The 26356-nt window shown below is 56.8% G+C and carries 23 protein-coding genes; 11 read left to right on the forward strand and 12 right to left on the reverse strand.

Going from position 1 to position 26356, the window contains the following annotated elements:
- Positions 1–62: 62 nt before the first annotated feature.
- The 3 genes from GDA65_17065 (at position 63) to GDA65_17075 (ending at position 4495) form a co-directional block, all read left to right on the forward strand.
- A complete protein-coding gene (locus tag GDA65_17065) occupies positions 63–2687 on the forward strand; it encodes a hypothetical protein (protein MBA5864396.1) in 2625 nt (874 codons plus the stop codon).
- A gap of 5 nt (positions 2688–2692) precedes the next feature.
- Positions 2693–3529 carry a hypothetical protein gene (locus GDA65_17070; GenBank protein ID MBA5864397.1) on the forward strand — a complete coding sequence of 279 codons (837 nt, stop codon included), beginning with the start codon at positions 2693–2695 and terminating at the stop codon, positions 3527–3529.
- A gap of 93 nt (positions 3530–3622) precedes the next feature.
- On the forward strand, positions 3623–4495 hold the full coding sequence (locus GDA65_17075) for a hypothetical protein (GenBank protein ID MBA5864398.1): 873 nt from the start codon (positions 3623–3625) through the stop codon (positions 4493–4495).
- A gap of 128 nt (positions 4496–4623) precedes the next feature.
- Here GDA65_17075 and GDA65_17080 read toward each other — a convergent pair whose 3' ends face one another.
- The 4 genes from GDA65_17080 to GDA65_17095 all read right to left on the reverse strand — a co-directional run bounded on the left by GDA65_17080 (position 4624) and on the right by GDA65_17095 (position 9429).
- Positions 4624–6246, reverse strand: coding sequence for a hypothetical protein (locus GDA65_17080; protein ID MBA5864399.1), 1623 nt, complete (start codon positions 6244–6246; stop codon positions 4624–4626).
- 928 nt (positions 6247–7174) lie between these two features.
- Positions 7175–7591 (reverse strand): PIN domain-containing protein, encoded by a 417-nt coding sequence (locus tag GDA65_17085; protein MBA5864400.1) that lies wholly within the window; start codon positions 7589–7591, stop codon positions 7175–7177.
- Positions 7591–7827, reverse strand: coding sequence for a DUF104 domain-containing protein (locus GDA65_17090; protein MBA5864401.1), 237 nt, complete (start codon positions 7825–7827; stop codon positions 7591–7593). Before GDA65_17090 ends, GDA65_17085 begins: the two co-directional genes overlap by 1 nt.
- A 201-nt stretch (positions 7828–8028) precedes the next feature.
- Complete coding sequence (locus GDA65_17095) at positions 8029–9429, reverse strand: hypothetical protein (GenBank protein MBA5864402.1); 1401 nt, start codon at positions 9427–9429, stop codon at positions 8029–8031.
- Between the two features lie 1373 nt (positions 9430–10802).
- On the opposite strand from GDA65_17095, the gene GDA65_17100 reads away from it, so the two are divergent.
- The 6 genes from GDA65_17100 (at position 10803) to GDA65_17125 (ending at position 15713) form a co-directional block, all read left to right on the forward strand.
- On the forward strand, positions 10803–11543 hold the full coding sequence (locus tag GDA65_17100; protein MBA5864403.1) for a hypothetical protein: 741 nt from the start codon (positions 10803–10805) through the stop codon (positions 11541–11543).
- A gap of 152 nt (positions 11544–11695) precedes the next feature.
- A complete protein-coding gene (locus tag GDA65_17105) occupies positions 11696–12544 on the forward strand; it encodes a hypothetical protein (protein MBA5864404.1) in 849 nt (282 codons plus the stop codon).
- Between the two features lie 38 nt (positions 12545–12582).
- On the forward strand, positions 12583–13080 hold the full coding sequence (locus tag GDA65_17110) for a response regulator (protein ID MBA5864405.1): 498 nt from the start codon (positions 12583–12585) through the stop codon (positions 13078–13080).
- A gap of 107 nt (positions 13081–13187) precedes the next feature.
- Positions 13188–14900 carry a hypothetical protein gene (locus tag GDA65_17115; GenBank protein MBA5864406.1) on the forward strand — a complete coding sequence of 571 codons (1713 nt, stop codon included), beginning with the start codon at positions 13188–13190 and terminating at the stop codon, positions 14898–14900.
- A 124-nt stretch (positions 14901–15024) separates the two neighbouring features.
- The gene (locus tag GDA65_17120; protein MBA5864407.1) at positions 15025–15279 is read left to right on the forward strand and encodes an Lrp/AsnC family transcriptional regulator; all 255 of its coding nucleotides are present in this window, start codon (positions 15025–15027) and stop codon (positions 15277–15279) included.
- Entirely contained in the window at positions 15276–15713 is a 438-nt protein-coding gene (locus GDA65_17125) for a hypothetical protein (GenBank protein MBA5864408.1), read from the forward strand. Before GDA65_17120 ends, GDA65_17125 begins: the two co-directional genes overlap by 4 nt.
- Positions 15714–15720: 7 nt before the next feature.
- Here GDA65_17125 and GDA65_17130 read toward each other — a convergent pair whose 3' ends face one another.
- The 3 genes from GDA65_17130 to malQ all read right to left on the reverse strand — a co-directional run bounded on the left by GDA65_17130 (position 15721) and on the right by malQ (position 20710).
- The gene (locus GDA65_17130) at positions 15721–17115 is read right to left on the reverse strand and encodes a response regulator (protein MBA5864409.1); all 1395 of its coding nucleotides are present in this window, start codon (positions 17113–17115) and stop codon (positions 15721–15723) included.
- A 13-nt stretch (positions 17116–17128) separates the two neighbouring features.
- Positions 17129–18367, reverse strand: coding sequence for a hypothetical protein (locus tag GDA65_17135; GenBank protein ID MBA5864410.1), 1239 nt, complete (start codon positions 18365–18367; stop codon positions 17129–17131).
- 81 nt (positions 18368–18448) lie between these two features.
- The gene (malQ, locus tag GDA65_17140) at positions 18449–20710 is read right to left on the reverse strand and encodes a 4-alpha-glucanotransferase (GenBank protein MBA5864411.1); all 2262 of its coding nucleotides are present in this window, start codon (positions 20708–20710) and stop codon (positions 18449–18451) included.
- A gap of 165 nt (positions 20711–20875) precedes the next feature.
- Between malQ and GDA65_17145 the strand changes: the two genes are divergently transcribed.
- Entirely contained in the window at positions 20876–21826 is a 951-nt protein-coding gene (locus GDA65_17145) for a DUF72 domain-containing protein (GenBank protein ID MBA5864412.1), read from the forward strand.
- Between the two features lie 57 nt (positions 21827–21883).
- On the forward strand, positions 21884–22615 hold the full coding sequence (locus tag GDA65_17150) for a hypothetical protein (GenBank protein ID MBA5864413.1): 732 nt from the start codon (positions 21884–21886) through the stop codon (positions 22613–22615).
- Between the two features lie 84 nt (positions 22616–22699).
- Here the strand turns inward: GDA65_17150 and GDA65_17155 are convergent, their stop codons facing one another.
- The 5 genes from GDA65_17155 to GDA65_17175 all read right to left on the reverse strand — a co-directional run bounded on the left by GDA65_17155 (position 22700) and on the right by GDA65_17175 (position 26355).
- Complete coding sequence (locus GDA65_17155; protein MBA5864414.1) at positions 22700–23527, reverse strand: hypothetical protein; 828 nt, start codon at positions 23525–23527, stop codon at positions 22700–22702.
- A 179-nt stretch (positions 23528–23706) separates the two neighbouring features.
- Positions 23707–24087, reverse strand: coding sequence for a c-type cytochrome (locus tag GDA65_17160; protein MBA5864415.1), 381 nt, complete (start codon positions 24085–24087; stop codon positions 23707–23709).
- A gap of 253 nt (positions 24088–24340) precedes the next feature.
- Positions 24341–25039: a 7-cyano-7-deazaguanine synthase QueC gene (queC, locus tag GDA65_17165; protein ID MBA5864416.1), complete on the reverse strand. Its 699-nt coding sequence runs from the start codon at positions 25037–25039 to the stop codon at positions 24341–24343.
- Positions 25040–25159: 120 nt separating this feature from the next.
- Entirely contained in the window at positions 25160–25630 is a 471-nt protein-coding gene (locus GDA65_17170) for a transcriptional regulator, TraR/DksA family protein (GenBank protein MBA5864417.1), read from the reverse strand.
- A gap of 209 nt (positions 25631–25839) precedes the next feature.
- Positions 25840–26355 (reverse strand): adenine phosphoribosyltransferase, encoded by a 516-nt coding sequence (locus GDA65_17175; protein ID MBA5864418.1) that lies wholly within the window; start codon positions 26353–26355, stop codon positions 25840–25842.
- Position 26356 lies beyond the last annotated feature (1 nt).

Genomic DNA, 26356 nt, shown 5'->3' on the forward strand with positions numbered 1-26356 from the left:
GCGCTGCAACTCGGCACGGTATGCCTCAGTCATAAGAATTGACTTCCTCTCGGCGGCAACGCGTGGCGGAAATCTTTTCCGCCACGCTCGAGAAATTTTCAGCCAACCTTCCCCCTCACTGGCTCACGTACGATTGGGTTCAAGGGTCTCTTTCCTGGCGCTCATTCTCACTTCCGGGCAGGTCGTTCGCCGCGCAAGGTTGGAAATTGCACGTATCGGCAGGGGCAGTCGAGGTTGCTGATATGTACTCGTTGGTCATCCCCCTTCTCCTACAATTCGAAGCCACCTTTAAGGTGGCCCGTAGTCTTAACGATGTTGTCTTCATTAATTCAGGGGATGGGGGCGCGCCCCAACTTGGAAAGGTGATGACCATCTATCCAGAAAGTGATGACCATGCGAGAGACATTGTGCTGCAGATCGATCGCGTTTGGCCTCGAAGTCGCGGACCCGAAGTGCAAACCGATTTGCACATCCGCCCGGGATCGGCGGTCTCCTTGCGGTACGGAACGTTTGGTTCTCAGCCGATCATGGTCAACGAATCCGGGATATACGAATATGCGCTCTGTGGGTCAAATGGTACGTTGGTTGCGGACATGCGGCAGCTGAATGGGGAGCAATCCAGACTTGCGCCGGTTCCGCCAGTTGATTGTTGTCGGCCTCGTCAGCCCCCGATAGAGCTTAATGTCCCCTTTGTCGTAAACGGGAAGGAGTTTGTTGCCCTAACGTCATTGAGCGTACGTCCTGGAAAGCAGATCTTTTTAGGTCTCGCAATCGACACGCTTCGAAGTGTGATCATAAAGATCGGCATTCCTGGCGTTGCCGGTGATCACAGAGGTCTGGATGTCAGGGACAACTTGAAAAAAGAGTTTTTCGTTCTTTCCGCACTTTCAGACAAGGAAGGGCTCGCGCCGAAACCGCTTGAGTGGTTCGAACATGAATGGCCGGTAGGGATTACAGAAGATTTTAGAGGGAGCACCATTGCAGAGCTAGGCCGCGAGCAGCAGATATCTTGCTTAGTTCTTCTGGCAAATGCCGTGGTTAGGTTGCATGGAGCCGGATTTGTTCACGGCGACATCAAACTTGAGAATGCAATTCTGCGAGATCGCCGTGTAGGGCTGATCGACTTTGAGTTGTCGGAGCGAGAAGGAGACATCGCTGGTGTAGGGGGGACCAGGGGATATCTGGCACCAGAGGTTACGGCCGATGCTATAGCAACTTTTCCCCGTGACATTTATGCCCTAGGGATGTGTGTGGCGCATGCATGCCTCGGAATTCCGCCTGGATTATTGCCGGCCGGTATTGGGCGGGTTCAGGGCTTCCTAGAGATTGAAGGCTTATACCCGGCCCGCCAACTGATCCATGATTTCTGCCACACCGATCCTGCAGCTCGTCCGAATGCAACGGAGGCGGAAGCCGCAATCTCCGCTGGAATCAAGCTACGCTCATGGGAGCCGGTAGCCGATGGTCGGCCGAGTACGGTGGAGGATCTCAACTGGTGTCGACGAGCAAGTATTGGAGCTGCGTCTTTTGTTGAGCGGTATTGGTGTGCCGAACAGCGAGGCGGCGGTTGGCGTAACGAGCATTTTATGAGCTCTTTCACTTGTGAGGGAATTAACATTGGCGCGGCAGGAATTGTCATCGGCTTGGCCACAATTGATGCGGCTCTTAATCGGTCGGATTTCAGCGGACACATGGACCAAGGCGCCAGGTGGTTGAGTAACCGGCCACCATTGAAAAAAGCTGTTGGAGTCTTCACTGGAAACGCTGGAGTCGCAATTGCTCTGGCTCTTACCGGACGAAGACTTAATTCACAGGCATACCTTGTTGCAGCACAGGAACGGTTCGCATCAGCATGCACGAGCCCTCGCGAGACCGACTTGTTTTCAGGGAGTGCAGGGGTGCTTTGGGCAGGCTGTATCTTGAACGAAATCTTAAAGGAAACATGGCCTTTGGAATTGGCACATCGTGCCGTATGTCATATTAACGCATCGTCGAGTGATGTAGCAGGAATTCCAGTTTGGACGCTAGAGCCTGGGACGGACACCCCGTATCTTGGTTGCGCGCACGGCTCAGCGGGTGTTGCAATGGCGCTTGGCTGCTGGGGACGACGAGTCGGAGACCAAGACTGTGTCGAGACAGCAGTGGGGACATTCCAACAGATCGCCAAGCGTGGACGGACCGACAATGGACTGGCTTTGAAAATGGCCGTGAACTCCAATCGACATCATGCCGTGGGGAATTGGTGCCATGGGGTTGCCGGATATCTTTGGGCTATTCTGCAAGGTCTTGGAGATACACCTTCTCTTCGAGCGGAGATCGACTGGGCAGTCGATATTCTCCAAGATGAGCGGTCAGTGGGCACTCCAACTTACTGCCACGGTCTTTCGGGACAGCTTGAGCTCTGGCGCATGCTCAGGGGAATACCTCGCTTTCAGAGACTTGCCGAAGCCCGTGCCGGGAAGGTGGCTCATGCCCTCCGCTGTGCCCATAGTAAACGAGGTGGAAACTGTCTATGGGTTTCTGACGATCCTGATGTGATCACTCCCGATCTCTGGGTTGGTTTTCTCGGACCTGCGACAGCGTTGGCGCTGCATGCTTCAGGGAGTCCTTGGCCTTTGCTATCAGCAGAATGGCTAACGACCTGTTCTAATCCAGACTCTGGTGCTGACGTGCCAGTGAGAGGGTAGCAACAATGGCGTTAATGGAGGAGCACCAGAACAAGTTTGTTGTTGATGGAGTGGTCTATGTCAATCATGCGCTCGATCAGCGAGGGATTGAGGCTGCTGAAAGTGCGTTTCGATGGACATTGGACCATCCGGGACCGGGAGCGCGACGCGTGTTGGCAGGCCGACCAGGTGCCTTCTTTCAGGATCATGCCAACCCGAATGCCTTTCCTGCTTATAGATCCCTTTTGATTGAAACATCTCTCTCTAAGCTGGTGGCGGATGTGCTTGGAACTCACAATCTTTGGTTGCTCTATGAACAGATCTGGCTCAAGGAAGGTGGTGAAACACTCGCCACACCCTGGCACCAAGATCTTCCATATGTTCCTATGAGCGGAGAGCATCTGGCTACGGTCTGGCTCACCCTGGATTCTGTCCGTAAAGAAGAGTCTCTTGAATTTGTGTGTGGATCCAATCGGGGACCTCTATTTAACCCCACAGCCTTTGATCCTAATGACTCGACCGCTGCGATGTTTGAAGATGGAGTGTGGATGCCTTTGCCTGACATTGAGTCAGAGCGTGCGAAATACGATATTGTTTCCTGGGCTATTGAGCCTGGCGATGTGATCATCTTCCACCCTGCCATACTTCATGGTGGTGCGCCTACTCGTGCAGGAGAGAAACGGCGCACAATTTCGCTCCGGTTTTTTGGCGATCACGCCTACTGCGCTGCACGACCAGAAAAGGGGGTGGCGGAGGTGGACCGGCTGCTGATAGAGCAAGATACTGCCGATCCAATGAGGCAGATGGCCAAGCTTCAACCTGGCACGCTGTTCCGTCACCCTGAATTTCACAAAGTGGTGTAATTTCGTAATTCGAATGGCTGATGACGACGTGCCAGGTTTAGCGCGGCCTCTCTCCGTGTTGTCTGAGTATGCGCATGAAAACTTAGCAGATGAATGAGGGCAGTGATGCGATTCTGCAAACTTGGCGAAACCCTTGGCGCCGAAGTAACGGGGCTTAACCTTCAGGCGCCTCATGGTCGACGAGAGATCGACCAATTGATGAAGAAGTGGTCTCGGCACGGTGTGCTGGTATTTCGTGGACAAAGGATCACCGATGAAGAGCAGGTGCGTTTCGCTCGTCGTTTGGGCCGTCTTGAAACGTTCACCCCGAGGAAGGAAAATGTTCCTTTTATCCCCGAGATCTTTCGTTCATCCAACACGGATGAGTTAGGGCAGTTACTGCCGTCCCACGACGAACGAATCAAAATGCTGCGGTTGAATTGGCTATGGCACATTGATAGCTCTTATCGCGAATTGCCTATTAAGGGCGTAGTTCTGCGGGCTCTGCATGTAGCCGAGGAAGGCGGCGATACGATCTTTGCTGACAATGTCACTGCGTTTGAGAAACTACCTAGTGTCATGAAGAGACGTATCGAAAGTCTCAGGGCGATCCATAACTTTGCATATCTGGTCCGTCAGCAAGGAGATGATTTGCGCCCGGAGGAGGCGGTGAGTTTGCCGCGTACTGAGCATCCCCTAGTTCGTCGGCATGCAGATGGACGCCGATCGCTGTACCTGAGTCCGCCCTACATGGAAAAGATCGTGGGCTGGAGCGATGCCGACAGTCACACCTTGATTCACGAGCTTATGGCCTGGGCCACGCAGGAAAATTTCCTTTTCCGCCACCGCTGGCTGCCGCATGATGTCATCATGTGGGATAACGCATGGACCATGCATCGCGTCACCCCGTACGATGTCACGCGCCACATACGTGCCGTACACGGGGTAACGATTCTCGGAGAGAAGCCCGTCCTTCCTCAAAAATGAGCCTATTTCACGACTGTAGTATTCCTGCACGAATAACGACTAATACTTGTTGGGAAGCCTGGGATAATCCGTAATCGGTTTCCGATGCTCAACAGCCTCAAGGATGATCGTCCGTGAATCGTTGTGGGTTAGATTGCGTCATCTACCAACTGGGAAGTGAGCAACGCCAGTACCCCCAACACGAATTTATCATGGATGTCCTGCCGATAGTACGATCCGAGCGCGTTGAAATAGGACGAGACTTGCGAAGCTGGGTCTTGCGTGTCTATGAGGAATTTGGATATCCGGCTTAGTTGTCTGAAATAGTCTCTTGGATTGGCAGTATGGTCGCGCTGAAGGTAATGGAGGCATCGCTGGCTTCGTAATTGAAGTGCGGTCTCCCGACAGGCGGACGCCACCTCGCCGTAATTAAAGAGACCGACAGTGGCTGGGTAGTTATCAGTGATTTCGCTGTCTTCACGGTGGACTTGCAAGAACGCTTTCCCTGAGCTGATCATCAGACTCGAGGTGGCTTGACCTTCAAATACCCCCGGAAGCGCACTTCGCGCAAAAAAGGCATTATAAACATCCCCCGGCACCGGACCAAGTAACGCCACAATTACATCATATTGAGCCGCGCGATTCATCGTTGCTTCCAGGGATGATGCGATATCCATATAAGTTCCTTGAACGAAGTCGTAAGTTGACAAACAGACAAGTCTGGCCCCCTGTTCAATCCATGGCCCTACATGCCTTGCCGTTTCGCACACGAACCGGTCCAACATCTCTTGCGACAGCTCTCCCCTACCCATCACACGAGCGTATTCTCGACCAAGAGCATTCTTGAACGCAGTGAGTTCAAAGTCCCGACTCACGAGATCGTCGGCAAAAGGAGACAACAGGGCTTCAAAGTGAGGGATGGCCGTCGGCTTATTGAAACAGCAGGCCATGATGGGCCGTCCAAGGACTTGTTGCGCGCCGAAAGCTGTGAATATTATGTTCAACGCGATTTCGGAAATCTGATCACGAAACTGGTGGAGTCCGTAGAGGGGCCAGAGGCCAAGGCGAGTGTGCTCTTGCGACATTTGATAAACAGCGCGTGCATTCTTCGTGTTAATTCGAAGGTCTTGATCAAAGTTTTGGGTGGTGGCATACCAATTCCAGATCTCCTCTGACACGTCGGCACATAAGGAAGGTGGAAACGTAAACGGAAGGCTCCGAAAAGATGAATGGGCATCCACCATATAAAACGACTGCCCCTGGGGTGTTTCAATCCTGGAGCTTGCGTAATAAGGATCAGCTTTCTTAGATGCGTGATCGTCCCAGAGATATGGCTGGAGCCGAAGAAAATAGATGACTTTGAGCTCTCTAGCCAAGTTGATTGACATCTCATCCGCTCCACCGGTAAACCCCAGGGTCACTTCGTCCCTGAGTCGGTGACGATCGTTATAGGGAAGAAAGGAGATATGACGACATGGGCCGTAGGTGATCACTGATGCGGCTATTTTTCGCGGATCAACCCCCGGCAAGAGAACGGCTAGTTTGTGGGCCGTACTGTTCGGCGGCAGACTAGGGTTCTCGGCGAAGATAATGCAGAGTCGTCCCGCATAACCTGTTCGATCGATCAGTCGTCTCATGAGGTTTATTGAGGCCGCCTGATGACCAAAATGATGTGCCCCATCTACGAAAAAGCGGATTTCTTTTTGATCTTTGATGAGCGCGAACACGTCTTGCAGCACCCGCGTCGTCTCAGGATCGTCCGCCGTTTCCATTAGTAGGAAATTCTCAACAATGTGCCTAAAGTGTTCCATGTGGGATGCACCAACTTCTCATTTGTGAGCAAAGGTGAGATTCGAGGCCCAACTGGTTATCATAGCGAGGGCGAATGAACAAGAGTGTGGTCGAATGACTGCTTCTCTTTTTGATCCGAGCCTTATCGGTCGGGTTCTACTCTGATACCACGAAAACCTGAGTCAAGAGTTTGGACCTCTCGTGCTGAAACGCCGCTCTCCCCGCTGCCGGGAATTGTGCCAGCGTTGAGTGTAATCAAGGATATCTTGGTCAACCTGGATATCTGTACCAAGTCTAAGGAGAGTTACCAGCGGTGATGGTGGGGGCGAGGAGCGGACTCTTTGCAGCCCGCTTGGAAAACTTCTCTGGTTTCCGATGCTGGAGCGCCCGATGACGGCTACGCTCGTGGTAGTCTCGCCGGCGCGCCGCGATGCGCGGTGAGGACACGAATCCGCTACCCGGAGCGCGGTGCGCGTGTTCCGATGACTCTGATAGCGACGTGTGGGATATCGCCGTTTCCACCAAGAGAACGTCTGTTCGGCAATCCCGAGGTGGCAGATCACATCGGCGATCGGGGCACCCAGCTACACCTGCTTCAGCACCGCCACGATTTGTTCCATGCTGAAGCGTTTCCGTTTCACGGCGTTCTCCTTTCCCCTACAGGGCGAGTGTGAGTGACGGTGCTGGCGCAACTGCCGTCTACACCTATGAGGCTGTGGACAACCTGCTCTCGGTCGACCGCCTCACACCCCCTGGCAGCGGCATCGGGATCTATCTCGTTAATCCAGTCGCTGGGCCGGTCATGCAATTTTGCCGAATACAAGGATATGGAAAGGATATGGATTTGATCCGGTCGCCTCCAACAATGTCGTGAAGTTTAATGGGGTGACCGCCACGGTGTCGCTGGAGTTACGCTGACCGTTTCCAGCTTTCGACGATGAGGCCAGGAATGCGCTGGAAGTGCGCGAGGTTGTTCGTAATCAACGGACGCTGCGCGTCCAAGGCGGTAGCGGCAATGAGCAGGTCTGCATCGGGCAGCAAAGCCCCCTGTCGATGGAGATCGCCGTATAACGTCGCCGCGCGCTCTACGACTTGGTCGGTGATCGGCAGAATGAGACTGGCCTGGCAGAGCAACGTGAAGGCCGCCTCTTGAGTCCGTGCCTGTTTCGCCTTCAGTCCCCGCAGGAGTTCATAGCGAGTGATAATCGAGAAGGCCAGCCGCTGGTGCTCCGCCAGATAGTTCCGCACCCGCTGCACGACGAGGGGATGTTGCTTGAGAAGTTCGGAGAGAATATCGGTATCGAGGAGGGCAGCCGGTTGCGGCATTAGGCAGCCGGCTCACGGAAGAAGTGCTGCCGATCCAACGCAATGGACTCGACCTGCGTGATCTCGTCGGTACTCAGTCCGTGATAGACCTGTGCGGCACGCCGCAGAATTTCGTCCGCGCCAAGCGCGAGCTCGGTATCGATCGTGACCTGTACTTCCGCATCATCAGTCAACGCAAGAGGTTCCAACGGCTGTAACACTCCGCCATGATAGCGGGCTTTGATTGTTTGTCGCATCGTGGAGCCCTCCTCCGCCCTCACCCATCTGAATTAGTGAGCTAGCCGCTCCCATTCTACTCAAACCGGACCCAAATCTCACCACTTGTCGCAAGATCGCCCCTCAGCCTACAAAACTTACTGGTTTGTCGCTGTTCCCAACGAACTGTCTCGCCAGAGGGGCTCACTTCAGTTTTCACCGACGAAGAAGGTGGGGAGAGGTTACCTTGTATCCTTGGTAATTAAGGCACTTGCGACTCCAACCAGAGCAAACGCTTTATGAGAGGGGAACTCAGCAGCTGTAATCCACCGAACGACGCCGTCCACATCTCCATGTTTTGTTTGATTAAAGGCAAGCCACTTAAACGTCTCGCCGCTTTCGGTATCGTGCTCAGGGATCAATAGCGCATAACCAAGGGCTTCCTGCAGCGCGCCATGGTCTGCACGGGAAAGGGCGATCCGGCTTAACGTGTGGGCGGTGGCACGTGAAAAGGAGTGCAGCTGAGAGAACAATTTCATCGCCCGAGCATCGCCCGTCCTAAGGCTGTCTAACGCCTCTGCTGTTTCGACGAACACTCGTGCTTCCGCAATCGCTTGTTGGTGTACCTGGATGAGGGTTAGCGCGTGCGTGATTTTACCCGCTTCCGCAGCGGAGGCTGCAACAGAAGCATACGCGGTAGTTCTTGCCTCATCACTCTTAATTTTTGCAATGGTTTCCATCGCTCTATCCAATGTCTCCACTGCCACTTGGCGTTCAGCAATTCGACTCAACGCATAGTCCATCAGCGAGTCGTCGCCCTTCCCTAGCAACGCGGTCTGTAGTGCCCCCTCATAGTCCTGGGCCTGAGCTTGGACACCTACGATCTCCCGTAGTGCGAAGTTCCGGTGCCCTTCTAGTTCAATAGTCAGTGCAACCTTCCTCGACTGAGTAATGTCATGAGCACGAGCGTACAGCGTGGCAATGCGCCATTGTAGGTCTGCTCTTGCATAAATGTTGTATACGGCGGGCGCCTCCTGCGTTGCTATCGTGAGGCTATCCAGACACCCTTGCACATCCCCCTCAGCGAGCTGGCGGTGCGCAGTGTCTTTGTAGGTAAGCGCCTTAACACCTCGAACAGGAATTGTGGCGGCGACGTTGAGTTGGCGCATGCGGTTTTTCTCTGCCATGGTCACTGCCCAGAGCAGGTAACTTTTGAAGCCTTGATCCTCTGTTAGCTCAGTAAGCTGGACCGCCTCGTCTGGCAATCCGGTAGCCAGTTGCAGCTGCATCAATGGAATCAAAGAGTAGGGGTTCGCCCTCCATACATCCTGTACGGTTCGTAATGCAGCGGGTACGTCTCCATTTTTTGCCTGGATTTCGGCTATGCGATAGAGCGCAGTCCCACGGGCAGCGTAGTTTTCCGAAATTTCTGCTGAGAGTTGGAGTGCTCTTTGAATATCTCCACCGGCGGCATAGGCGATGGCGATATGAGACAAGGCATTGGCGCGAGCAATTTGTTCGGAAATACGTGCACGGGTCTGTTCGGCTCCTGTGATATTACCCTTACTTGCCTGGATCTCGACAACAGTCACCCACGCATTGTCTTTGTTTCCGGGCAACGGCTCCAATTCCGCGGTCTTCATCGCACCAGCCTCGTCACCAATTTTTTGCTGGGCTCTAAGGATGTCGAGAAGAGCACTCCGCTTTACAGTGTCATCAGCTATGTGTGCCGCGTTGTTACTCGCGTCACGCAGGAGGGTTAGCGCCGAGAGATCTTCGGCCCATCCACTGGATGGATAAGGTGCTCTCACGACAATAAGGAGACAGGCGTACACAACAAACGAGCGAGGTTTCATAGGATGTCACATTGAAGACAATGAATTCCTGAATAGACAGTACGCGTGTGGAGGGCTATCGTCAAAGAAACGGCTATTTTGTGGAGAGTGGACCGACACGAGGAGCAACACTACTGTCTCAATCTAGGGGTGCAGTCCAAAACTCTGTGCTAAATTTGTGCTAAAAATTTTCAAAACCCATCTATACTTCTCGAAACAATGGATTCGATGGAATGCACGCAAACAAATGTTTTCGCAGCAAAAAATGGGGAAACCATTGATACACCGAGCATTTCAAAAATCGTCCAGGCCTGTTTCCTAAACCGCGGGTCGCGCGTTCAATTCGTGTCGGGGGCACCAACCAATCCCGCTGCCATTCACCTGTAGAATGAACCGCGGTCGCATTCCGTATCAAATGGCTGTGCTCGATTCGATTTGCCGCCACTCACTCAGAGTCGAGGGTGGCAATCCTCCTCTTCTCAAAATTCTCAAAATGCTTTCGCACCACTTCTGGAGTTGAAGGAGTGCCTCCTCCTGCTGGCATATCGGATTCGCTTCTCCCCTTTCGCACGATGACCCTTAGGTCTTCAGGCTCAGCGCAAATTGTTCTCATTGCACAGTTCTCTCCATTAAATCTCAACTCCTCGCCGAACACTCGTGAAGTAAGGCCCTCACACCATCACTAGAATCAACAGGTTGCCGAAATACAGGGGAACGGTATTGAGTTTGCAGTGGTGACTCCACATAACAAAAGGAGTCCCCATCATGATTGAGTTTCCGCTGATCCTCATAGGGTATGCACTTCTGCCGATCATTGCCTTCCAGCTCATGATCATGGCTGACCGTCCTCAACAGAAGGGTGAACAAAACGCCTTTCCACAGGTCGAAATCCTGTAAGCCCGCGGCGGCTTCACAAGCCATGGGTGGAGCCGCCGCCGTTCCAGGCCAGTATCACAAGCTCCCGCCGCGTTATCCGTTACCAACCGTTGAGCCTCCAGTCTGTCAGTGAGAGTAAGGCCGGACGGCGCTTACCAACTTGGCGTTCCTAAGTAGGTAGGGGTATAGCGAGAGCACACCAAGGCTCAATGTACTCGACGAATGCAGCAGACGTAGGTAGAATTGGTCCTGTATACTGTGGCGAGCTCGTCAGGTGTATACCCTACACACAGTAGGAACCGTTCTTGATAAAGTTTCATTTCATGACGAGCAGTTACGGTAAATTTTCCCCGAAAGAGTCCATGAAGGCGGCGAATTTAGTCATTCATCTGTTCCTGGTCCTCCTCGCCACAGCCGGATGCCACGGATATACCCTCCTGGAAACGCCAACGACCGACGGCTTCCATTCCAAACTGCCTGCACCCTATACAAGGGCCGTCGTCTGGGGCGGACGCTCCGACACAATCCAAAGCGCCAGCACCTGGCTCCTCAAAAAGGGCCTTCTGGTTGTAGATCAAACAAAAGTCCTGCAAGCCGCAGCCGATCAAAAAGTGAGCCTTTCGGCGTATCAGTATCTCGAAACGGACGTGCTCCGAATGGCTAAACTGGTCGGTGCCCGGCTAGTCGTGTTCAGTAATGCCGAGGTGGGGTCTTGGGAAGCGCTGGATTGGAGTGGGGGACTACCCCGTAGTCAACGGGTCTACTCAGCCACCATTGCGTTGCGAGCGGTCGATGTGAACACCGGCGAGATCGAATGGAGCGGAAAAGCCCAGTCCACCGAACGATTCAGCAATATCGAGGAAGGGATCAGCCTCCTGACCTGTCATGCCCTAGCCACAGCCTGGGGCATGCGTAACCCGGGCTCCGTTGCTCCCGAGAACATCTGTCCCCCGGGATCCGGCCTCATGACCACCGAGGGCACCAGACACCCTGCTACCCCTGCTGCGTCCACAAGAGAGAACCTCACCCCATCGATGAACAACTAGCCTGCGAATCATTTGGCCGGCGGCTACACCCCCCGCACGTTCGCTCTGCAGACCACCTGACGCGCAAACTCTCTCTTTTGTCGATTTTCTTGTTCAGTGCGTTATACTGAGCGAATACCGCTGCTGATAGTTCCCTCACCGGTTTTTTGCCTATGGTGCAATACGCCCTCATTCTCTTCCTGTGCTGGAGCGCTTTTGCGGCCTCAACCACCGAAGCTGGCGAGAATCACCCATTTTGGACAGAACAAGCCCTGTTTCATTTCGGTGAAGACGTCTTCTTCACAGGGCGAGCCTCCTGCGCGCCAAATATGGAAGAGGGACGTCAACGCGCCTACCTCGCCGCAGTCCAGGAGGTCAAGAATTTCACGCGCGCCCAGGAAATAGGCGGATTTCCGCTGGACACACAGATGATTTTTGAGGACAGTCATCCTGCCGACTGCGCCCAGGGATTGGTCACGGTGTGGCGCTTATTGCGCGCTCCTCGTACCGCCTTGGATGGACTCGCAAGACGGACGAACCCCGGAAAGTCAGCCGACATTTCACCAATTCTCGCGCAGGTCGCAGCGGTCAGGAATCTCACTCCCCGTGTAGGGATGCTGCGGGACGAGGTGTGGAATCGATACGGCCTGCCTCGATCAATCTGGGCGCGGCCTGAAAAGGGCGAGTTGATCTGGGACTACGCGCAATTCGGCCTCACCATCGTCTTCAACCAGGAGGACGTCTTGACCCGTTGGCGGTTGACCGGCCCGAACCCCAGGTCCAGCGAAGATGCCATGCCGGTGCCGCAGCCAGAACTCCTCACCGGTAAGGATCTTCCTGCCATCGACCTCACCGTCCGTCTCCAGCAACTCGAAGCACAACAGGATCTTGAACGCCGTCAACAGGCGCAGCGCTATTGCTCGTTGCGTTTCGCGGAGGTGCCCGAAACAGTGCGTCCCACCCAAGGCACCTGCGAGCAACGGGAATACCAACGGCTAAAGGAGCACCATCCCCGATTCTAATCCGCGGAGATGAACCACCGTCATGAAGGAGGTCCCGCATGACTACCGACGGAACACAGCGCGCGACGACCATCCTTGTCGTTGACGACGATCCCACGACGCTTCTGTTGGCGTCAAAACCATTGCAGGATTACGGGTACACCGTCCTCACGGCGCCGGGAAGCGCCGAAGCACTCAGGCTCTACGCGGAACACCCCACCCCCATTCATCTTGTCGTCACCGACATCTTCCTCCCACCCCCCGGTTTCCAACTCTCCGTCGAGAAGAATCCCTACCCCCGGATCAATGGGCCCGAGATGGTCGACCGTCTCCTGGAGGGAACGCGAAATATCCGCATCATTCTCATGTCCAGCACTCCAGGACCCGACCTGCAACGTCGCGGCCTCATCAGGGAGGGATTGCCCTTCCTAAAAAAGCCCTTTACCAGCGACGTCCTGCTGACGCTCGCCCACCAGACATTGGCCGGACCTCCAGCCACCCAAGCCCCTGCAAAACCCTCCGCATCCGGCAAGGGCGAGGTAGAGTGGGTCGACTGACCACCATCACACCCCCACGGTACGCTGTCTGCGACGAGTAAAAGCAGGGATTGCTTGTCAGGCCACATCCCCTCGGATAGACTTTTCTCACGAGAGGGATACTTCGCATGGCACGAGCAAAAGCAAACGAGGCACTACGCAGCAAAACCAAACCGAACGTCGTTGATGAACTCACACGCGGCATCGCCACACTCCGCGAATTGAGCATTCAGATCGACGATCTGAGCCGGGACGGATTTCCCTATCGAGAAGCCGTCCGCGCCAGAACCGAACTCTCCTTTCGTGAAACGATCAGACGATTGTTCGGTGAAAAATCTCCGGAATATCAGACGCACAAACATCACAAACTCAAGGTCGGCAGTCGCGCAGAATCCGTGCAGAGCACCGCGCTCTTGAAGGAATTCATCGCCGCGCTGGAGATTCAAAAAGCGGAGTTACTCGGCCTCACGCCTGATGAGGTCATCGCCGTGGTCACGGCAGAACCGGATCGTCCGTCGTTACCCGTGGCGCCGCCCGTCCCCCCCCCTGACTCCCTTGCAGCCCGATCTCCGGTGAGCCCTGCTCCATTGACAGCCGTCTCTATCTCTAGTTCCCCTGCGCCGGCCATTATTGCGACTGCCACTATCAGCCCACTCCCCTCGTCCCCGTCGCCACCTCCCACAAGCGCACCTGTTGCCATTCCTTCCGTCCCAATGCCGGCCACGGATACCATGCCTCTCTTACCACGGGAGACGCCAGCGCCTCGCCCGATCCAGTCACCGCCTTCAGACTGTTCAGGACCAGCCGAGGCCACAGTGGCGCCACAGGTCAGCATCACACCGCCTCCGGTCACGCCAGCGCCGATGACCGCAAGTGCTGTCACGACAACCTCGCTACCGGTGAGCAGTTTCACTCCGAGGCTCGCCGCAGATCTCCCCATTCCCGCGACCACAATTTCGCCTATCGCGCCGACAATGAGTGCCATTCCTCAGGGAACCATTCCACCGGTTCCTCACACAACGTTGCGCCCGCGACCTGCGCCACCCGTCACCATCGAATCTCCGGCTCAGGCGACAGCCAACGTCACGACTCCCCCGGACCCCGCATCCATAATCGCTCCTCAGCCACCCCAGCCATCAGTCCTATCGTTGGCCGCACCCACGGCCGATTCTGCCCCTGTTTCCGCCTCAGAAATTCGAACCGTGCCTCCGATCGTTCAGACCATGCCGCCGACACCTGCCAGCGCGATGCCCCAGCTGCAGCAGGAGCCACCCGCTCACCCAATCGTAGCGCAGGCCACCGCGCCGCTCCGATCCTCGACGCCCGCATCGACTCAAAGCCCCATACCCGAGGAGACTCCAGAAGCCAAGGTCCCGTCCGAACAGGGCACGCTGGACATATTGAGGAGAGTGTGCGCCCGATTTCACCTCGTCGCGCGCCAACTGCGGCTCAGAAAGGAATACCGACCGACGATCGAAATCAACGACGAGTATGATTTGCAGGATCTGTTCTATGCACTCCTCCGATTACAGTTCGATGAGGTCGGCACGGAGGAATGGACGCCGGCGTATACGAACGGCGCGCGCCGAACCGGCTATCTCCTCGACTGGGAGAAGACTGTTGTGGTCGTCAAACAGACCCGCTCCGGGCTGACAACCAAGGATCTCGCCGAACAGATCGCGGCAGACACAGCCCATTATTCCGCACGCCCGAATGGAGCGGCCTTAGTCTGCTTTGTCTATGACCCGGATGGCCGTGTGGGAAACCCCCGCGGGTTGGAGGCCGACCTGTCCTCCGCCGGGGGAACGTACAGCATCGAGGTCATCGTGGCACCCAAATGAGATGGCGTCACCCGCCAGACTCAGACCGATACGCATCGTGTTGACTTCAGCCGGAATAATCCGATAGGTTTCGATTCGCGCGAGGCCTTAGCGCCGCCGCGCCATTTCAAGGGAGATTCCCTGCATGCCCGACCGAGCCTACGTGCTGATCAACGTGCATCCCGGTCAAACCGCCGACGTCGTGAAGGCCTTAGCGGACATTAAAGAAATCAAACAAATCGACCCTTGCTGGGGCAAACCGGACATCTTCACAATCGTTGAAATTCCCCATCAAGACGCCTTAACCCAGCTTGTGCTGGCAAAAATTCACGCCATCCCCGGCGTGGAGCAAACAGATACCCATAACGTCTACCGGCTTCAGGAGGCCAAACCCAAATGAAGCCCGCTATCGCCAGCCTCTTGCTCCTGGCCGCATGTGTCGGATGCGCAGGAGGTCCGCCCGCTCCGGAGGCGGATGTAATGGAGGTGACGCTCGAGGCTCCGGCCGACAGGGTCCACACTGCGGTGAGTGATGTGCTGACACAAGGAGGCTACAGCGTCGATCAGGATGAAGCCGGCAACGTGACAACGGGTATGAGGCAAGAAGTCAGAGGTCCCTGGAACGGATTGTTGCGCTGGAGATTCGGAGTCGGAAAGAGCCGGGTGGAAGCACGCATCGTTCCGCAAGACGACAGCACCACCCGTTTACGTTTGCAGGTATTTTACCGCGGAAAAGACGGGCTATTCGACAGGTGGGAAGATGCGGAGACACCCTTGCCGCAGAGCGCCGCCAACGAAATCCGCTTGATCAAGAACGCCCTTCGATTGTTGTAACACCGGTCTATTTATCCTCGCTCTCATCGCCGAAATCCAACCCAAACCGCTCCGCCATCCGGTACAGGGTCCGCCGATCGATTCCGAGGATCTTCGCCGCCTTCACCTTATTGCCTCTCGTCTCTTTCAACACACGCGACAGATGCCGTTTCTCCACCTCATCCAAGGTCAGCAAAGCATCAGGATCTCCCTCGGACAGTTCTCCCGCAGGCTTGTCTGGCGAACCAGGCTCCGTCCTGATCGATTCGGGAAGATCTTCGGGCAACAGCAGCGGACCATGACTCAGGGAGACCGCTCGCTCGACGGCATTTTCCAACTCGCGCACATTACCCGGCCAGTGATAGCGCTTCAACAATGTCATTGTTTCGGGCGAAAACCCTCTCACATGCGAGGATTGCTTGGCATATTTCTGTAAAAAATGATGGGCGAGCATCGGAATGTCTTCCTGTCGATCGGCTAACGACGGAAGTGCGATCCTCACCACGTTCAACCGATAGTACAAGTCATCGCGAAATTTCCCCTCTTTGACACGGGCGGCCAGATCCCGATTCGTGGCGGCGATTATGCGCACATCGACTTTCACGGAGGACGTACTGCCGACCCGCCGCACTTCCTGCTCCTGCATCACGCGCAACAACTTGACCTGGAGCGCCTGGCCGAGATCCCCGATCTCGTCCAAAAACAACGTGCCGCCATTGGCTGCCTCAAAGAGCCCGGCCTTCGCGCCGACGGCTCCGGTGAACGCCCCCTTTTCATAGCCGAACATTTCCGATTCGAGCAGATGATCGGGAAGGGCGCCGCAGTTGACGGGAATGAACGGTTTCTCGCGGCGCGGACTATTTAAATGGACCGCGCGCGCGATCAGCTCTTTGCCGGTTCCACTTTCCCCTTCGATGAGGACCGTGCTTCGCCCGTCGGATACCCGGGCTACCAGCTTGTACACTTCCAGCATGGCGGGACTGCTGCCGACCAAATGCGACCAGGGTTCACGCACGCGGGCATCTTCACGAAAGCGGGCATTTTCCCGAACCAGACGGCAATGCTCCAAGCTGCGCTGGACGACGAGCCGAATCTCGTCCCGCTTGAACGGTTTCGCCAGATAGTCATAGGCGCCCTGCTTGATGGCTTCAATCGCGCCCTCCAGGGATCCGAACGCCGTCAGCAAGACAATCGACGTATCCGGGCTGAATCGCTTAAACTCTTTCAACACTAAAAATCCGTCGCCTTGCTCCATACGGATATCGGTGAGGACCACGTCCGGGGGGGCCTGCTTCCCGCGCTCCACCGCAGCCTGGCCGCTGGCAAAGGCTTCGACCTCATACCCTTCCTTCGCGAGCGCTTCAGCCAGCAAGGTCCGGGCAGCCTCATCATCGTCGACCACAAACAGTTTTGCCTGACTCATTCGCGTTATGCTCCTACGATGCCGCGGGATTCGCCGGCAATCCGGGAAGCACCACGGTCGCCGTTGTCCCTCTTCCCACTTCGCTCTCCAGCGTCAGCTGGCCGCCGTGCGCCAGAACGGCCTCCCGGCTGAGAAACAATCCTAACCCCGTGCCCTTCCCGATCGCCTTGGTCGTAAAAAACGGCTGGAAGGCCCGCTCCACATCCTGCCGCGGCATCCCGCAGCCTGAATCAGACACGACGAGCGTGACCGTCGTGTCAAGGTCAGTCCGGCCGGTGCAGGATCCGCGTTCCCGCTCTTCCGCCGATGCCGGGCGCGATGCGACCGACACCCTCACCTGCCCTCCCGCTCCGGTCGCTGCCAATGCGTTGCTGAGGAGATTCACCAAGACCTGGTGAATTTTTTCGGCATCCGCCCAGACCAACAACGACGGCGACACCTCGGCCTGAAGCGCCACGCCTTTCGCATGGTACCCTGGCTCCATCAATGCAACTACCGGCTCAATAAGGCGCTCGGCAGGATACCAGGTCGGCTCGGGCTTGCGTTGCCTCGTGGATGAAAGCAGATCTTGAATGATCCGCACCACACGATTCAACTGCTCATCGATGATCCCGATCCGTTTTTGCATTTCGGAGGTAAGCCCCGGTTCTTCCGCCAACGCTTCCACATGCCACGCGATGGAGTGCAGCGGTGTCCCCACTTCATGCGCCACCGATGCCACCAGTTGCCCCACCGCCGCCAGCCGCTCCGATCGCGCGAGTCTATCCTTGAGCTCAACCAACTGAGTGTTGGCCAGCAGGAGATGTTCCGTTTGAGTGGCCAATGCCGCCCGCGCCGCTTCCTCCCTGGCCTTCCGCTCCTCCCACGTGACCCCGATATAGGCGACCCCCGCCAGGACGCATGCCACCATAATGCGATTGAACACGACCGTCGTGAACCGTTCTCTTTTTTTTGCCGGCTGAAAAAGGCCGATGAATGTCACCAGCATACACAGGGCCAGGGTTAAGACCATGAGCCGCCGGTTCCGGACGGTGGCCACCAGTAGAATCGGCAGGACAAATCCGAATGCGCCGACCACATTGAGCGGAAACATCCATTCCATCACCGTGACGATGAGGAACAGAAGTGCGGCCGTACCCAGCACAAGCTGATTGCGGCTCTTCATGATGATCCGGAGCCTCGCTGAACAACGGACCTCACCGACGGGAGGGCAATCATTCGGGAGATCCGGAATCCGAGCATCCCGAGGCATCGCAAACGCCGCACAGGTGGGACAGCCGGTCGAAACCGTTGACGAGAGGAGCGCAAGGCCGGAGCGGTGTCCCGCATCAGACTAAGGATGTGCGGCAGCAGGGCGGAGCGTACGAATGGCGGCGGCGAGAGATTGTACACGCTCATCCTGTTGGAGATCCTCCAGCGACAGCGACAGTTTTCGGGACCAGTTTGGATAGGCGTCTACAGTACCAGGCAAATTCATTTGTGTCACTTCGCCGATCACATCGTCGAGATTGGCCAAGACCACCCAGGCCGGCGAGCCAGCGAGATACAGATGAATCGCCCGACACAAGTCCGGCGTCATAGCCGGCACCGATTCCTGCTGAGCGCCCACACCGGGAGGCAATAACCCCGCCCCCTGAAGCGCGGCGAGAAAGTGATGTTTATCCCTCGCCCGTTCCTCGAAGGCTTGCTGCACCGCCTGCTCATTGCCATACATGCCGAGCCTTGCGCGCAGCCGGATATCCTCCCCGATCCAGTAGCCGGTCAATGTAGGAAGGTCATGTGTGGTGACGACCGCAAGCGATTGATCGGGATACGCCGACGGGGGCTTGCAGGAGCCGTCCCAGTTCCGTTCGAAATACAATACGCGGTAGGAAAGGATCTTGTACCGGCCGAGCTGTTCGCGAACATAATCCGGCACCGTGCCCAGATCTTCTCCAATGACCAGGGTCTGCGCCCGGGTGCTCTCCAGCGCAAGAATCCGCAACAAATCCTCAGCCGGATATTGCACGTATGCACCGGCCGCGGCGGTCATCCCACGCGGCACCCAGAACAGGCGAAACAACGTCATCACATGATCGATCCGAATGGCCCCGCCCTGCCGGAACGTTTTCCGCAGCAACTCGATGAACGATCGGTACGCTGTCGCCTTCAAGCGCAGCGGATTGAACGGCGCAAACCCCCAGTTTTGACCCTGAGGAGCGAATGCATCCGGCGGCGCTCCGCAATCCGTGCCCAATGCCAGGACATCTTGCAACATCCAGGCTTCCGCCCCGTTGCGATCGCTGCCCAGCGCCAGGTCCGGATACAAGCCGACGGTCATATGCACCTGAGACGCGCGGGTATTGGCGGCCCGGAGTTGATCAGCCGCCACCCATTGCACATACTGAAAAAACCTCACCCGTTTGCGATGGCGCCGCGCAAATTCCCGCAGTGCAGGTGAGCCCGGATTCCGATACTGGGCCGGCCATTCGGGCCAGAGCTTTGGAGCCTGTTCAATCAAACGCCGGTCTTCTTCCAGCACCTGAAACAAAGCAAACCGTTCCAGCGACTCCCCTTCATCCCGGATGAAACGCTCCAACAACCATCCTCGGGCACTGGTGGGCTGCAGCGAAGGCTCCGTCCCTGAATAGTTCTCCGTCAGGAATTGTCGATAGGCCAGATCCAGCATCGTGCGCTTCGCCTTGACCACGGACTCGGAATCCACCAGGTCCGCCGCGCGCGCCTCCTCGACGCTTTTCTGAAATTCAGGACTGTGTCTCAGCCGCTGCGCCTCCGGCGAGGCATGATATTCAGGCAGGCGATCAAGATCGACATAGAGCTCGTTCAAGAACAGGCGGCTCGTCGGAGAATACGGACTGAGGTGGTGCGGACGCGAATTCTTGAGCGCGTGGAGTGGATTCAGCCCGATGATACCCGCGCCCAATGCCTTGCCGGCCCATTCAACCAGGCGGGCCAAATCGGTAAAGTCGCCGACGCCCCAATTGGTCCGGGATCGCAACGCATAGAGTTGCACTGCCAATCCCCACACCCGTTGCCCCTGCGCCATCCCCGGCGGCACATAACAATGCGCCGGAGCCACCACGATACGGAGAACCCCTTTCGTGGGCACTATTCCGACAGTCCCCACCACCGACAGGTCGTAATAGCCCAGATCCAAATTCGGCACCAGCGGTAATTCGAAGCGGACCATACGCCGCCCCGCCACCACCTGAACCTCATGCGGAACAAGGCGCGGACCGGCATCCTCGCGATGCACTACCGTCCCCTTTTCATCGGTCAGATGCCATGCCAGGGCCAGGTGCTCCTCGTCCTTCTCCTCCAACGGGAGACGAAATACCCAGTTTGTTGGGCCATACCCCTGCTCGAGAATCAAAATCGGATCACAGGATTGGCTCCACGGCGCCTCGTCCCACGCAATCAGGGCTTGGGCTAACGACTCACGCGACGCCGTATCAAATCCCATGGCGGAGAGTATGGCGCGACGCGTGTCATCGCTGGTCACATGAAGGGTACCGGCAATGTCGTAATACTCGGGGGAAATGCCGGCCCGTGAGGCGAGGAGGCGAAGCAGGTCTTGCTCAGTGCCGTCGTACATAAGTGTCGTGCCCGAGTGTGAGTGAAGACCTCCATCAAGTCAAGGCGTCCTACGTTTTTCCATGCGGTTGCGATACAATCCCCGCATCAACAACATTTTGCTGGACTGGCATCGTGGCCGTACCATGTCACTGACGCTCACTGCAGCACACCTTCCCTCCCGGCGATGCGGTCGATGAGCAACCGGTCGCTGGTTCGTTTCGGCACCAGTTCCTGGGCCTACGAGGGTTGGCGCAATCAGATCTATCACCGGCCCTACCCGGCCAGTCGTTTCTCCAAAGATAGCCTTGCCGAATATGCGGCGTATCAGACAGGCGGCGTGCCGCTGTTTCGCACGGTCGGCATCGACCATTCCTTTTACAGGCCGGCCAGCACGGCTCAACTTGCGCATTATGCGAGGCAGGTTCCGGCTGATTTTCACTTTTGCTCGAAGGTATGGGAAGAGCTGACGGTTCCCGCCTATGCCCATCTCCCCCGGTATGGCGCCAAGGCGGGACAACCCAACCCCCGGTTTCTCGACCGCGCCCTCTTCCGCGAATTGGTCCTGCAGCCGTTTCGTGAGGCCCTCCCCGGGCAAATTGGTCCCTTCATCTTTGAATTTCAGCGAACGGGAATGGAACCTAGCATCTTCCTCAACGCCCTGGACCGTTTTCTTGCCGACCTGCCCACCGGGTTTCCCTATGCCGTGGAGATCCGGAACCCTGCGGTATTGAGCCCGCGCTACCGGGAGATTCTTCTCGCGCACCAGGTCGCTCACACGTATAACCACTGGACCGGAATGCCGCCGCTTCTCGCTCGGCATCGTCTCCTCAACGAGCGCTTCACCGCTCCCTTTGTCGTGATGCCTCTCCTGACTCCGCTCGGCCTCCCTTACGGTGAAGCCGTGGAGCGATATGCTCCCTACAATCGCATCGTCACCGCTCAGCCGCAGATGCGCCGGGAGGCCGCCTCGCTGATTCAGGCAGCATCCTCCCACGGCATCACGCCCTATGTGCTTGTCAACAATCGCTTGGAAGGCAACGCCCCGCTGACCATTCAAGCCATCGTGGAATCATTGACAGCGCTTCCCGACTCAGCCGCGTTGCCGCCGCCGTCCACGCGTGGTAGCATAATCTGACATGCGCGCCACGTCAGGCGCACACACCTGAACTGCAGGAAAGAGGAGGTATCTCGTATGACCCCGCTGCTGCCAATATCCCGAAGCGGCGTCCTCTTCGCGGTTGCCGTGCAGTGCCTCGCCGTCTCCATTCCGGCCCAGGCCGCATTTGACCATTCCCGCGTCGATATCACCGGAGATTATCGATACGCCTATCACCAGCCGGAAACAGTGTCAGAGGCCAAGCAGCACGCCTGCATGGAAGCGCTGCATCAGGCCGTCAGCACCTCGGCGGCAGTGCGTGAGCACACCGCCTCGATTGTCGACTCGAAACTGTTCCACTCGCTGGTCCATACCCTTGCCACCCAACATGTCACTGATCAGCAGATTCTCCAGCAGAGTGAACAGGGGCGCACGGTGTACTGCAAGGTCAGGGCGGTCTTCCAGGCGGACGCCGTAGAGCGAGTTCTCATGGCTCAGACCTCGAGCGGATCCGAGCAGGCGCTGGATCAGAATCGGGCGCTGAAGATTCTCGCCGCGCATGAGGAAGCGGACGGGACGCTTGTGATCACTTATCAGGCGCTCAAGCGTCTCGATTGGCTTGGCACCGCCTATCAAGGCGGGCTGCGTGAATCAGCCGATGTGATGGTGGATTTCTACGATGAGCAAGGCATTCTGGTTCGAAGCAGCCGGCACCCGGCCAGAAAGACGGCGACGGGGGATGACGTGATGAATCCCGGCGAGGTGGGCACGCTCAAAATCGCGAAGCCGCTAAATGCGAAAACCTTCCGCGTGTGGGTCGTGAAGTAACCTCCCGCACGTTCAGGGAGCAAACCGGGACTCTCCGGTTTTGCTCCCCGTTTTTGACGGACCTACATCAGCAGCCGCCAATCGTTATCGATCCGCGCCGGACGACGGCATATTGATGCCGACTCGCTCCAATCCCATAATGACGGTCAGTGCCGACGGCGCATGTTGGACGATTTCCTTCTGCACTTCGATGCGGCGAAGATCGACAAACTCCGGTGCGGTCAACCCCAACGATTCCCGGTAGGCGCGGTCGGCGATACCGCGTTGTTTTTCGGCTTTTTCACGCGCCTCTTCGGCTTTTTGAAATTCGACCATCGTGATCTTTCGCTGTTCCTGAACGATGGTTTGCGTCGTTTGTTCGACCACGCCCTTCGGGGGAAGGATACTGCCGACGACCACACGATTGAGTCGAATCGGCATATTCTGTTTATCGATGAGTTTATTCTGAACCTCGCGCGCAATGGCATCCTGCAGTTTCGTCCTGGTTGTCGGATCGGTCGTCAACTGAAAGAGCGGGTATCGTTGTACTTCTTCCCGGACAAAGGTGCGAAACGCTTCCTTCACATTATTCTGATACCAGGTGGTGCCGTATCGGCCGATGAGTTCCGGAGTCCGCCCTTCGACGACGTTGGCAATCAGGAATGCATCGAACGACACCGGGGCGTTTTCTGCGGAAATGATGTCGAAATGCTCCGAATACTGTAAGGGCCGGACGTCCACCTCGATCACCTTGGTCGTGGGCGCCACCCACACCCGGCCGGTTTTGGTCGGCGCCGGATCAACCCCGCCGTGGCCGAAGAAAAACGGCTGTTCCACCATGACCCCCTCGTGGCCGGCCTCGATCGCCACACAGCCTGAGGTCACCAGCATCGCTCCCATGATCCCCAGCACGGACCAGGCTCCCTGTCTCATAGGTTCCTCCTGTGAAAGGTCTGACTAACGAGCCGAATTCCCTTCCCGAGTATCTCTACGACCATATTTTGCTATGCGAATACCTTACGAACCGCACGCGAAGGTTGTCAAACGAGGCATGGGACTGACGCAGTGACGGGGAAGAGAGAGGAAGCTCAAGCGAACGGACAGAGGGCCGGCTAGTAAATTCCCGCCTCGCGTTGCAGCCATCGTACGTACCGAATAATCTGCTCCACATCGGCCGACGTCACCCCTTCGATTTTCGGCATATTCCCGAACTCCCAATGGTGGGCCCTGACGCCATTTTCCGCCGCGCGCTGGAACGCCATATCGGCATGATGGTTCGGTTCATAAATCTTGTGGACCAGCGGAGGGCCCTGTTTGGTTCCGACCGCGCGGACACCATGACAGGCGGCGCAATTGGCGCTAAACTTCGCCTCGCCCGCTTGCACATCGGCTGGTGTGGCCCCTGCGGCCGGCTTGGCCCCATCTTGATTGGTGGCGTTCGATTCGCAGGCAGGGAAGGCCGCAACAAGGGCGACCAGTCCGATTCCCGCCATCCACGCTTTCATCTGCAGAGGCTTGACTATATTTCGATTCATCGCGGCAGCTCCGGCGGGGTCGTCGACTTGGACTGTGATTGATTCAGTTGCTCACGCAACATCTGCGTCGTGCGATTCAAGGTCAACCGCCGGTAGAGCCGGGCCCCGATGGGCGCCATGATCACCAGCGCGATGATCAAATACATGAAAAATTCTTCAGGGGTCATGAACACATCTCTCCTGACGCGTGTGCAACCGCGCCAACCGTTCGTTAGAGTATCGCATAGGGGACCGGATCCACAACACCCGCCAGTCGAAAACCTTCACGCCGAATCCGGCAACTGTCGCACCGGCCGCAGGCAACACCCTCGGCACCGGGATCGTAACAACTGTGCGTCAGTTCGAATGGGACATTCAGCTCCTGCCCACGCCGCACGATGGCTGCCTTGGACAGCATCAGCAAAGGCGCGCGGACTTCCACTCCTTGCCCCTCCACTCCCGTCTTGGTTCCAAGCCTGGCCACTGTCTCAAACGCACGAATAAAATCGGGCCGGCAATCCGGGTATCCCGAATAGTCCAGGACGTTTGCACCGAAGTAGATGGCCGAGGCACTCACCGTTTCCGCATACGCCAGGGCTAGCGAGAGGAAGATAGTATTGCGGGCCGGAACATAGGTGACTGGAATGTTCCCTGCGCGTTCATCTTGCGTGCGGTCTTTAGGCACCTCCACATCCGCCGTGATGGCCGACCCGCCGATTGCCCGCAGATCAACCGTGACGACGACATGGCCGGCAGCCTCCAACCTCTCAGCGACGGCGCGGGCGCGCTCGACCTCCACGTGGTGACGCTGTCCGTAGGAGACCGTCATGCAGTGAATGCGATACCCGTCATGTTGGGCGATCGCTGCCGTCACGGTGGAATCCAATCCTCCGCTCAACAAAACTACTGCGTTCGGACGGGAAGAAATCATAGACACAGGAAAGAATGAAGCAGAGTCGCGATGCCGGTCCCGGGAAAACGAGCGGCCAGCTGCTCATTTTGATGCACTATGCACGCATGCGAAGGGAACGGAACGAGACCAACCTGTCGGCTAGTCCCGATCCTCTTCCTTCTCAATCTTCTCGAGGAGTTCCTGGCGAGATTGACATTGAACGCACAATTTGGCGAACGGCACCGCCTCTAAGCGCTTCTCACTAACTTCGATGCCGCATTCCGCACAAATACCGTAGGTCCCTTCGCTGAGCCGCGTCAGCGCCTCATCGATCGCCTGGCGCTTCCGGTTCCGCATCTCCATCAGGGAAATGCCGAGCTCGCGATCCAGGTCCATGAGAGCTTGATCACCCACGTCGCGGGCCGATTCCAAACGGCGCTGCTGATCTTCCGTCAGCGACTGGCCGAGGTTACCTTCGATCTCGCGCATGATCTCCTGGCGCTTGCCGAGCAGCATCCGCTGCAGGACTTCCCGCCGGCGCTGGCGTTCTTCTTTTTCCTTCGGCGTTTCCTTAAGCGTGAGCGCGGCTACAACGCGTGCGGCTACGCTATCTTCGTCTTTTTCAGTCATAGTTGTGACAGGAGCCGGCCGCTCTTTCTTCACGGGCTTTTCAGGAGCGATGGCTTTGGCTTTCGTCGTTGGTGTTTTTTTCTTCGCGCCGACTTTCGTCGCCATAGAGGCTCATACCCTTTCGTGATGAGTGCAGGGCGAAAAAGTTCGGCAGGTATATCACGCTATAGATCGTTTGACAAGTACCCGCGTCCCCAAGATCTTGGGGACTACGGATAGACGATCATGGAGTGCACATTATGCCCTGTCAGCCGGGCTCGCCCATTCAGGCCTTTCAGCTCGATGAGAAAGTCCAATCCTGCAATCTCCCCGCCGAGTTGACCGACCAAGTCGACAGTCGCCGCGGCCGTGCCGCCCGTGGCCAGCAGATCGTCCACGATCAGGACGCGCTCTCCAGGCGATACGGCATCTCGATGAATCGCCAGCACGCTGGAGCCATATTCCAGATTGTATTGCACCTCATAAATGTCGGCGGGCAATTTGCCGGGCTTTCTCACCGGAACGAACCCGGCGCCAAGTCGGGCCGCCAGCGTACCGCCGAGGATAAACCCGCGCGACTCGATCCCGATGACCTTCGCAATGCCCTGTCCCTCGTAACGAGCGGCCAGCTCATCGGCGATGGCGCGAAAGGCCTGCGGATCTTTCAGGAGAGTGGTGATGTCGTAGAAGAGGATGCCGGGCTTAGGAAAGTCGGGAACTTCTCGGATGAGGGACTTGTAGTTCATA

Origin of the sequence: Nitrospira sp. CR1.1, from assembly GCA_014055465.1 — a bacterium.
Lineage (GTDB): Bacteria > Nitrospirota > Nitrospiria > Nitrospirales > Nitrospiraceae > Nitrospira_A.

What these genes read in the sequence shown, in the direction of transcription:
- GDA65_17070 (MBA5864397.1), top strand. Translation starts at nt 2,693, where the DNA reads ATGGCGTTAATGGAGGAGCACCAGAACAAGTTTGTTGTTGATGGAGTG.
- GDA65_17075 (MBA5864398.1), top strand. Translation starts at nt 3,623, where the DNA reads ATGAGGGCAGTGATGCGATTCTGCAAACTTGGCGAAACCCTTGGCGCC.
- GDA65_17080 (MBA5864399.1), bottom strand. Translation starts at nt 6,246, where the DNA reads ATGGAAACGGCGGACGATCCTGAGACGACGCGGGTGCTGCAAGACGTG.
- GDA65_17085 (MBA5864400.1), bottom strand. Translation starts at nt 7,591, where the DNA reads ATGCCGCAACCGGCTGCCCTCCTCGATACCGATATTCTCTCCGAACTT.
- GDA65_17090 (MBA5864401.1), bottom strand. Translation starts at nt 7,827, where the DNA reads ATGCGACAAACAATCAAAGCCCGCTATCATGGCGGAGTGTTACAGCCG.
- GDA65_17095 (MBA5864402.1), bottom strand. Translation starts at nt 9,429, where the DNA reads ATGAAGACCGCGGAATTGGAGCCGTTGCCCGGAAACAAAGACAATGCG.
- GDA65_17105 (MBA5864404.1), top strand. Translation starts at nt 11,696, where the DNA reads ATGGTGCAATACGCCCTCATTCTCTTCCTGTGCTGGAGCGCTTTTGCG.
- GDA65_17110 (MBA5864405.1), top strand. Translation starts at nt 12,583, where the DNA reads ATGACTACCGACGGAACACAGCGCGCGACGACCATCCTTGTCGTTGAC.
- GDA65_17115 (MBA5864406.1), top strand. Translation starts at nt 13,188, where the DNA reads ATGGCACGAGCAAAAGCAAACGAGGCACTACGCAGCAAAACCAAACCG.
- GDA65_17120 (MBA5864407.1), top strand. Translation starts at nt 15,025, where the DNA reads ATGCCCGACCGAGCCTACGTGCTGATCAACGTGCATCCCGGTCAAACC.
- GDA65_17125 (MBA5864408.1), top strand. Translation starts at nt 15,276, where the DNA reads ATGAAGCCCGCTATCGCCAGCCTCTTGCTCCTGGCCGCATGTGTCGGA.
- GDA65_17130 (MBA5864409.1), bottom strand. Translation starts at nt 17,115, where the DNA reads ATGAGTCAGGCAAAACTGTTTGTGGTCGACGATGATGAGGCTGCCCGG.
- GDA65_17135 (MBA5864410.1), bottom strand. Translation starts at nt 18,367, where the DNA reads ATGCCTCGGGATGCTCGGATTCCGGATCTCCCGAATGATTGCCCTCCC.
- malQ (MBA5864411.1), bottom strand. Translation starts at nt 20,710, where the DNA reads ATGTACGACGGCACTGAGCAAGACCTGCTTCGCCTCCTCGCCTCACGG.
- GDA65_17145 (MBA5864412.1), top strand. Translation starts at nt 20,876, where the DNA reads ATGCGGTCGATGAGCAACCGGTCGCTGGTTCGTTTCGGCACCAGTTCC.
- GDA65_17150 (MBA5864413.1), top strand. Translation starts at nt 21,884, where the DNA reads ATGACCCCGCTGCTGCCAATATCCCGAAGCGGCGTCCTCTTCGCGGTT.
- GDA65_17155 (MBA5864414.1), bottom strand. Translation starts at nt 23,527, where the DNA reads ATGAGACAGGGAGCCTGGTCCGTGCTGGGGATCATGGGAGCGATGCTG.
- GDA65_17160 (MBA5864415.1), bottom strand. Translation starts at nt 24,087, where the DNA reads ATGGCGGGAATCGGACTGGTCGCCCTTGTTGCGGCCTTCCCTGCCTGC.
- queC (MBA5864416.1), bottom strand. Translation starts at nt 25,039, where the DNA reads ATGATTTCTTCCCGTCCGAACGCAGTAGTTTTGTTGAGCGGAGGATTG.
- GDA65_17170 (MBA5864417.1), bottom strand. Translation starts at nt 25,630, where the DNA reads ATGACTGAAAAAGACGAAGATAGCGTAGCCGCACGCGTTGTAGCCGCG.
- GDA65_17175 (MBA5864418.1), bottom strand. Translation starts at nt 26,355, where the DNA reads ATGAACTACAAGTCCCTCATCCGAGAAGTTCCCGACTTTCCTAAGCCC.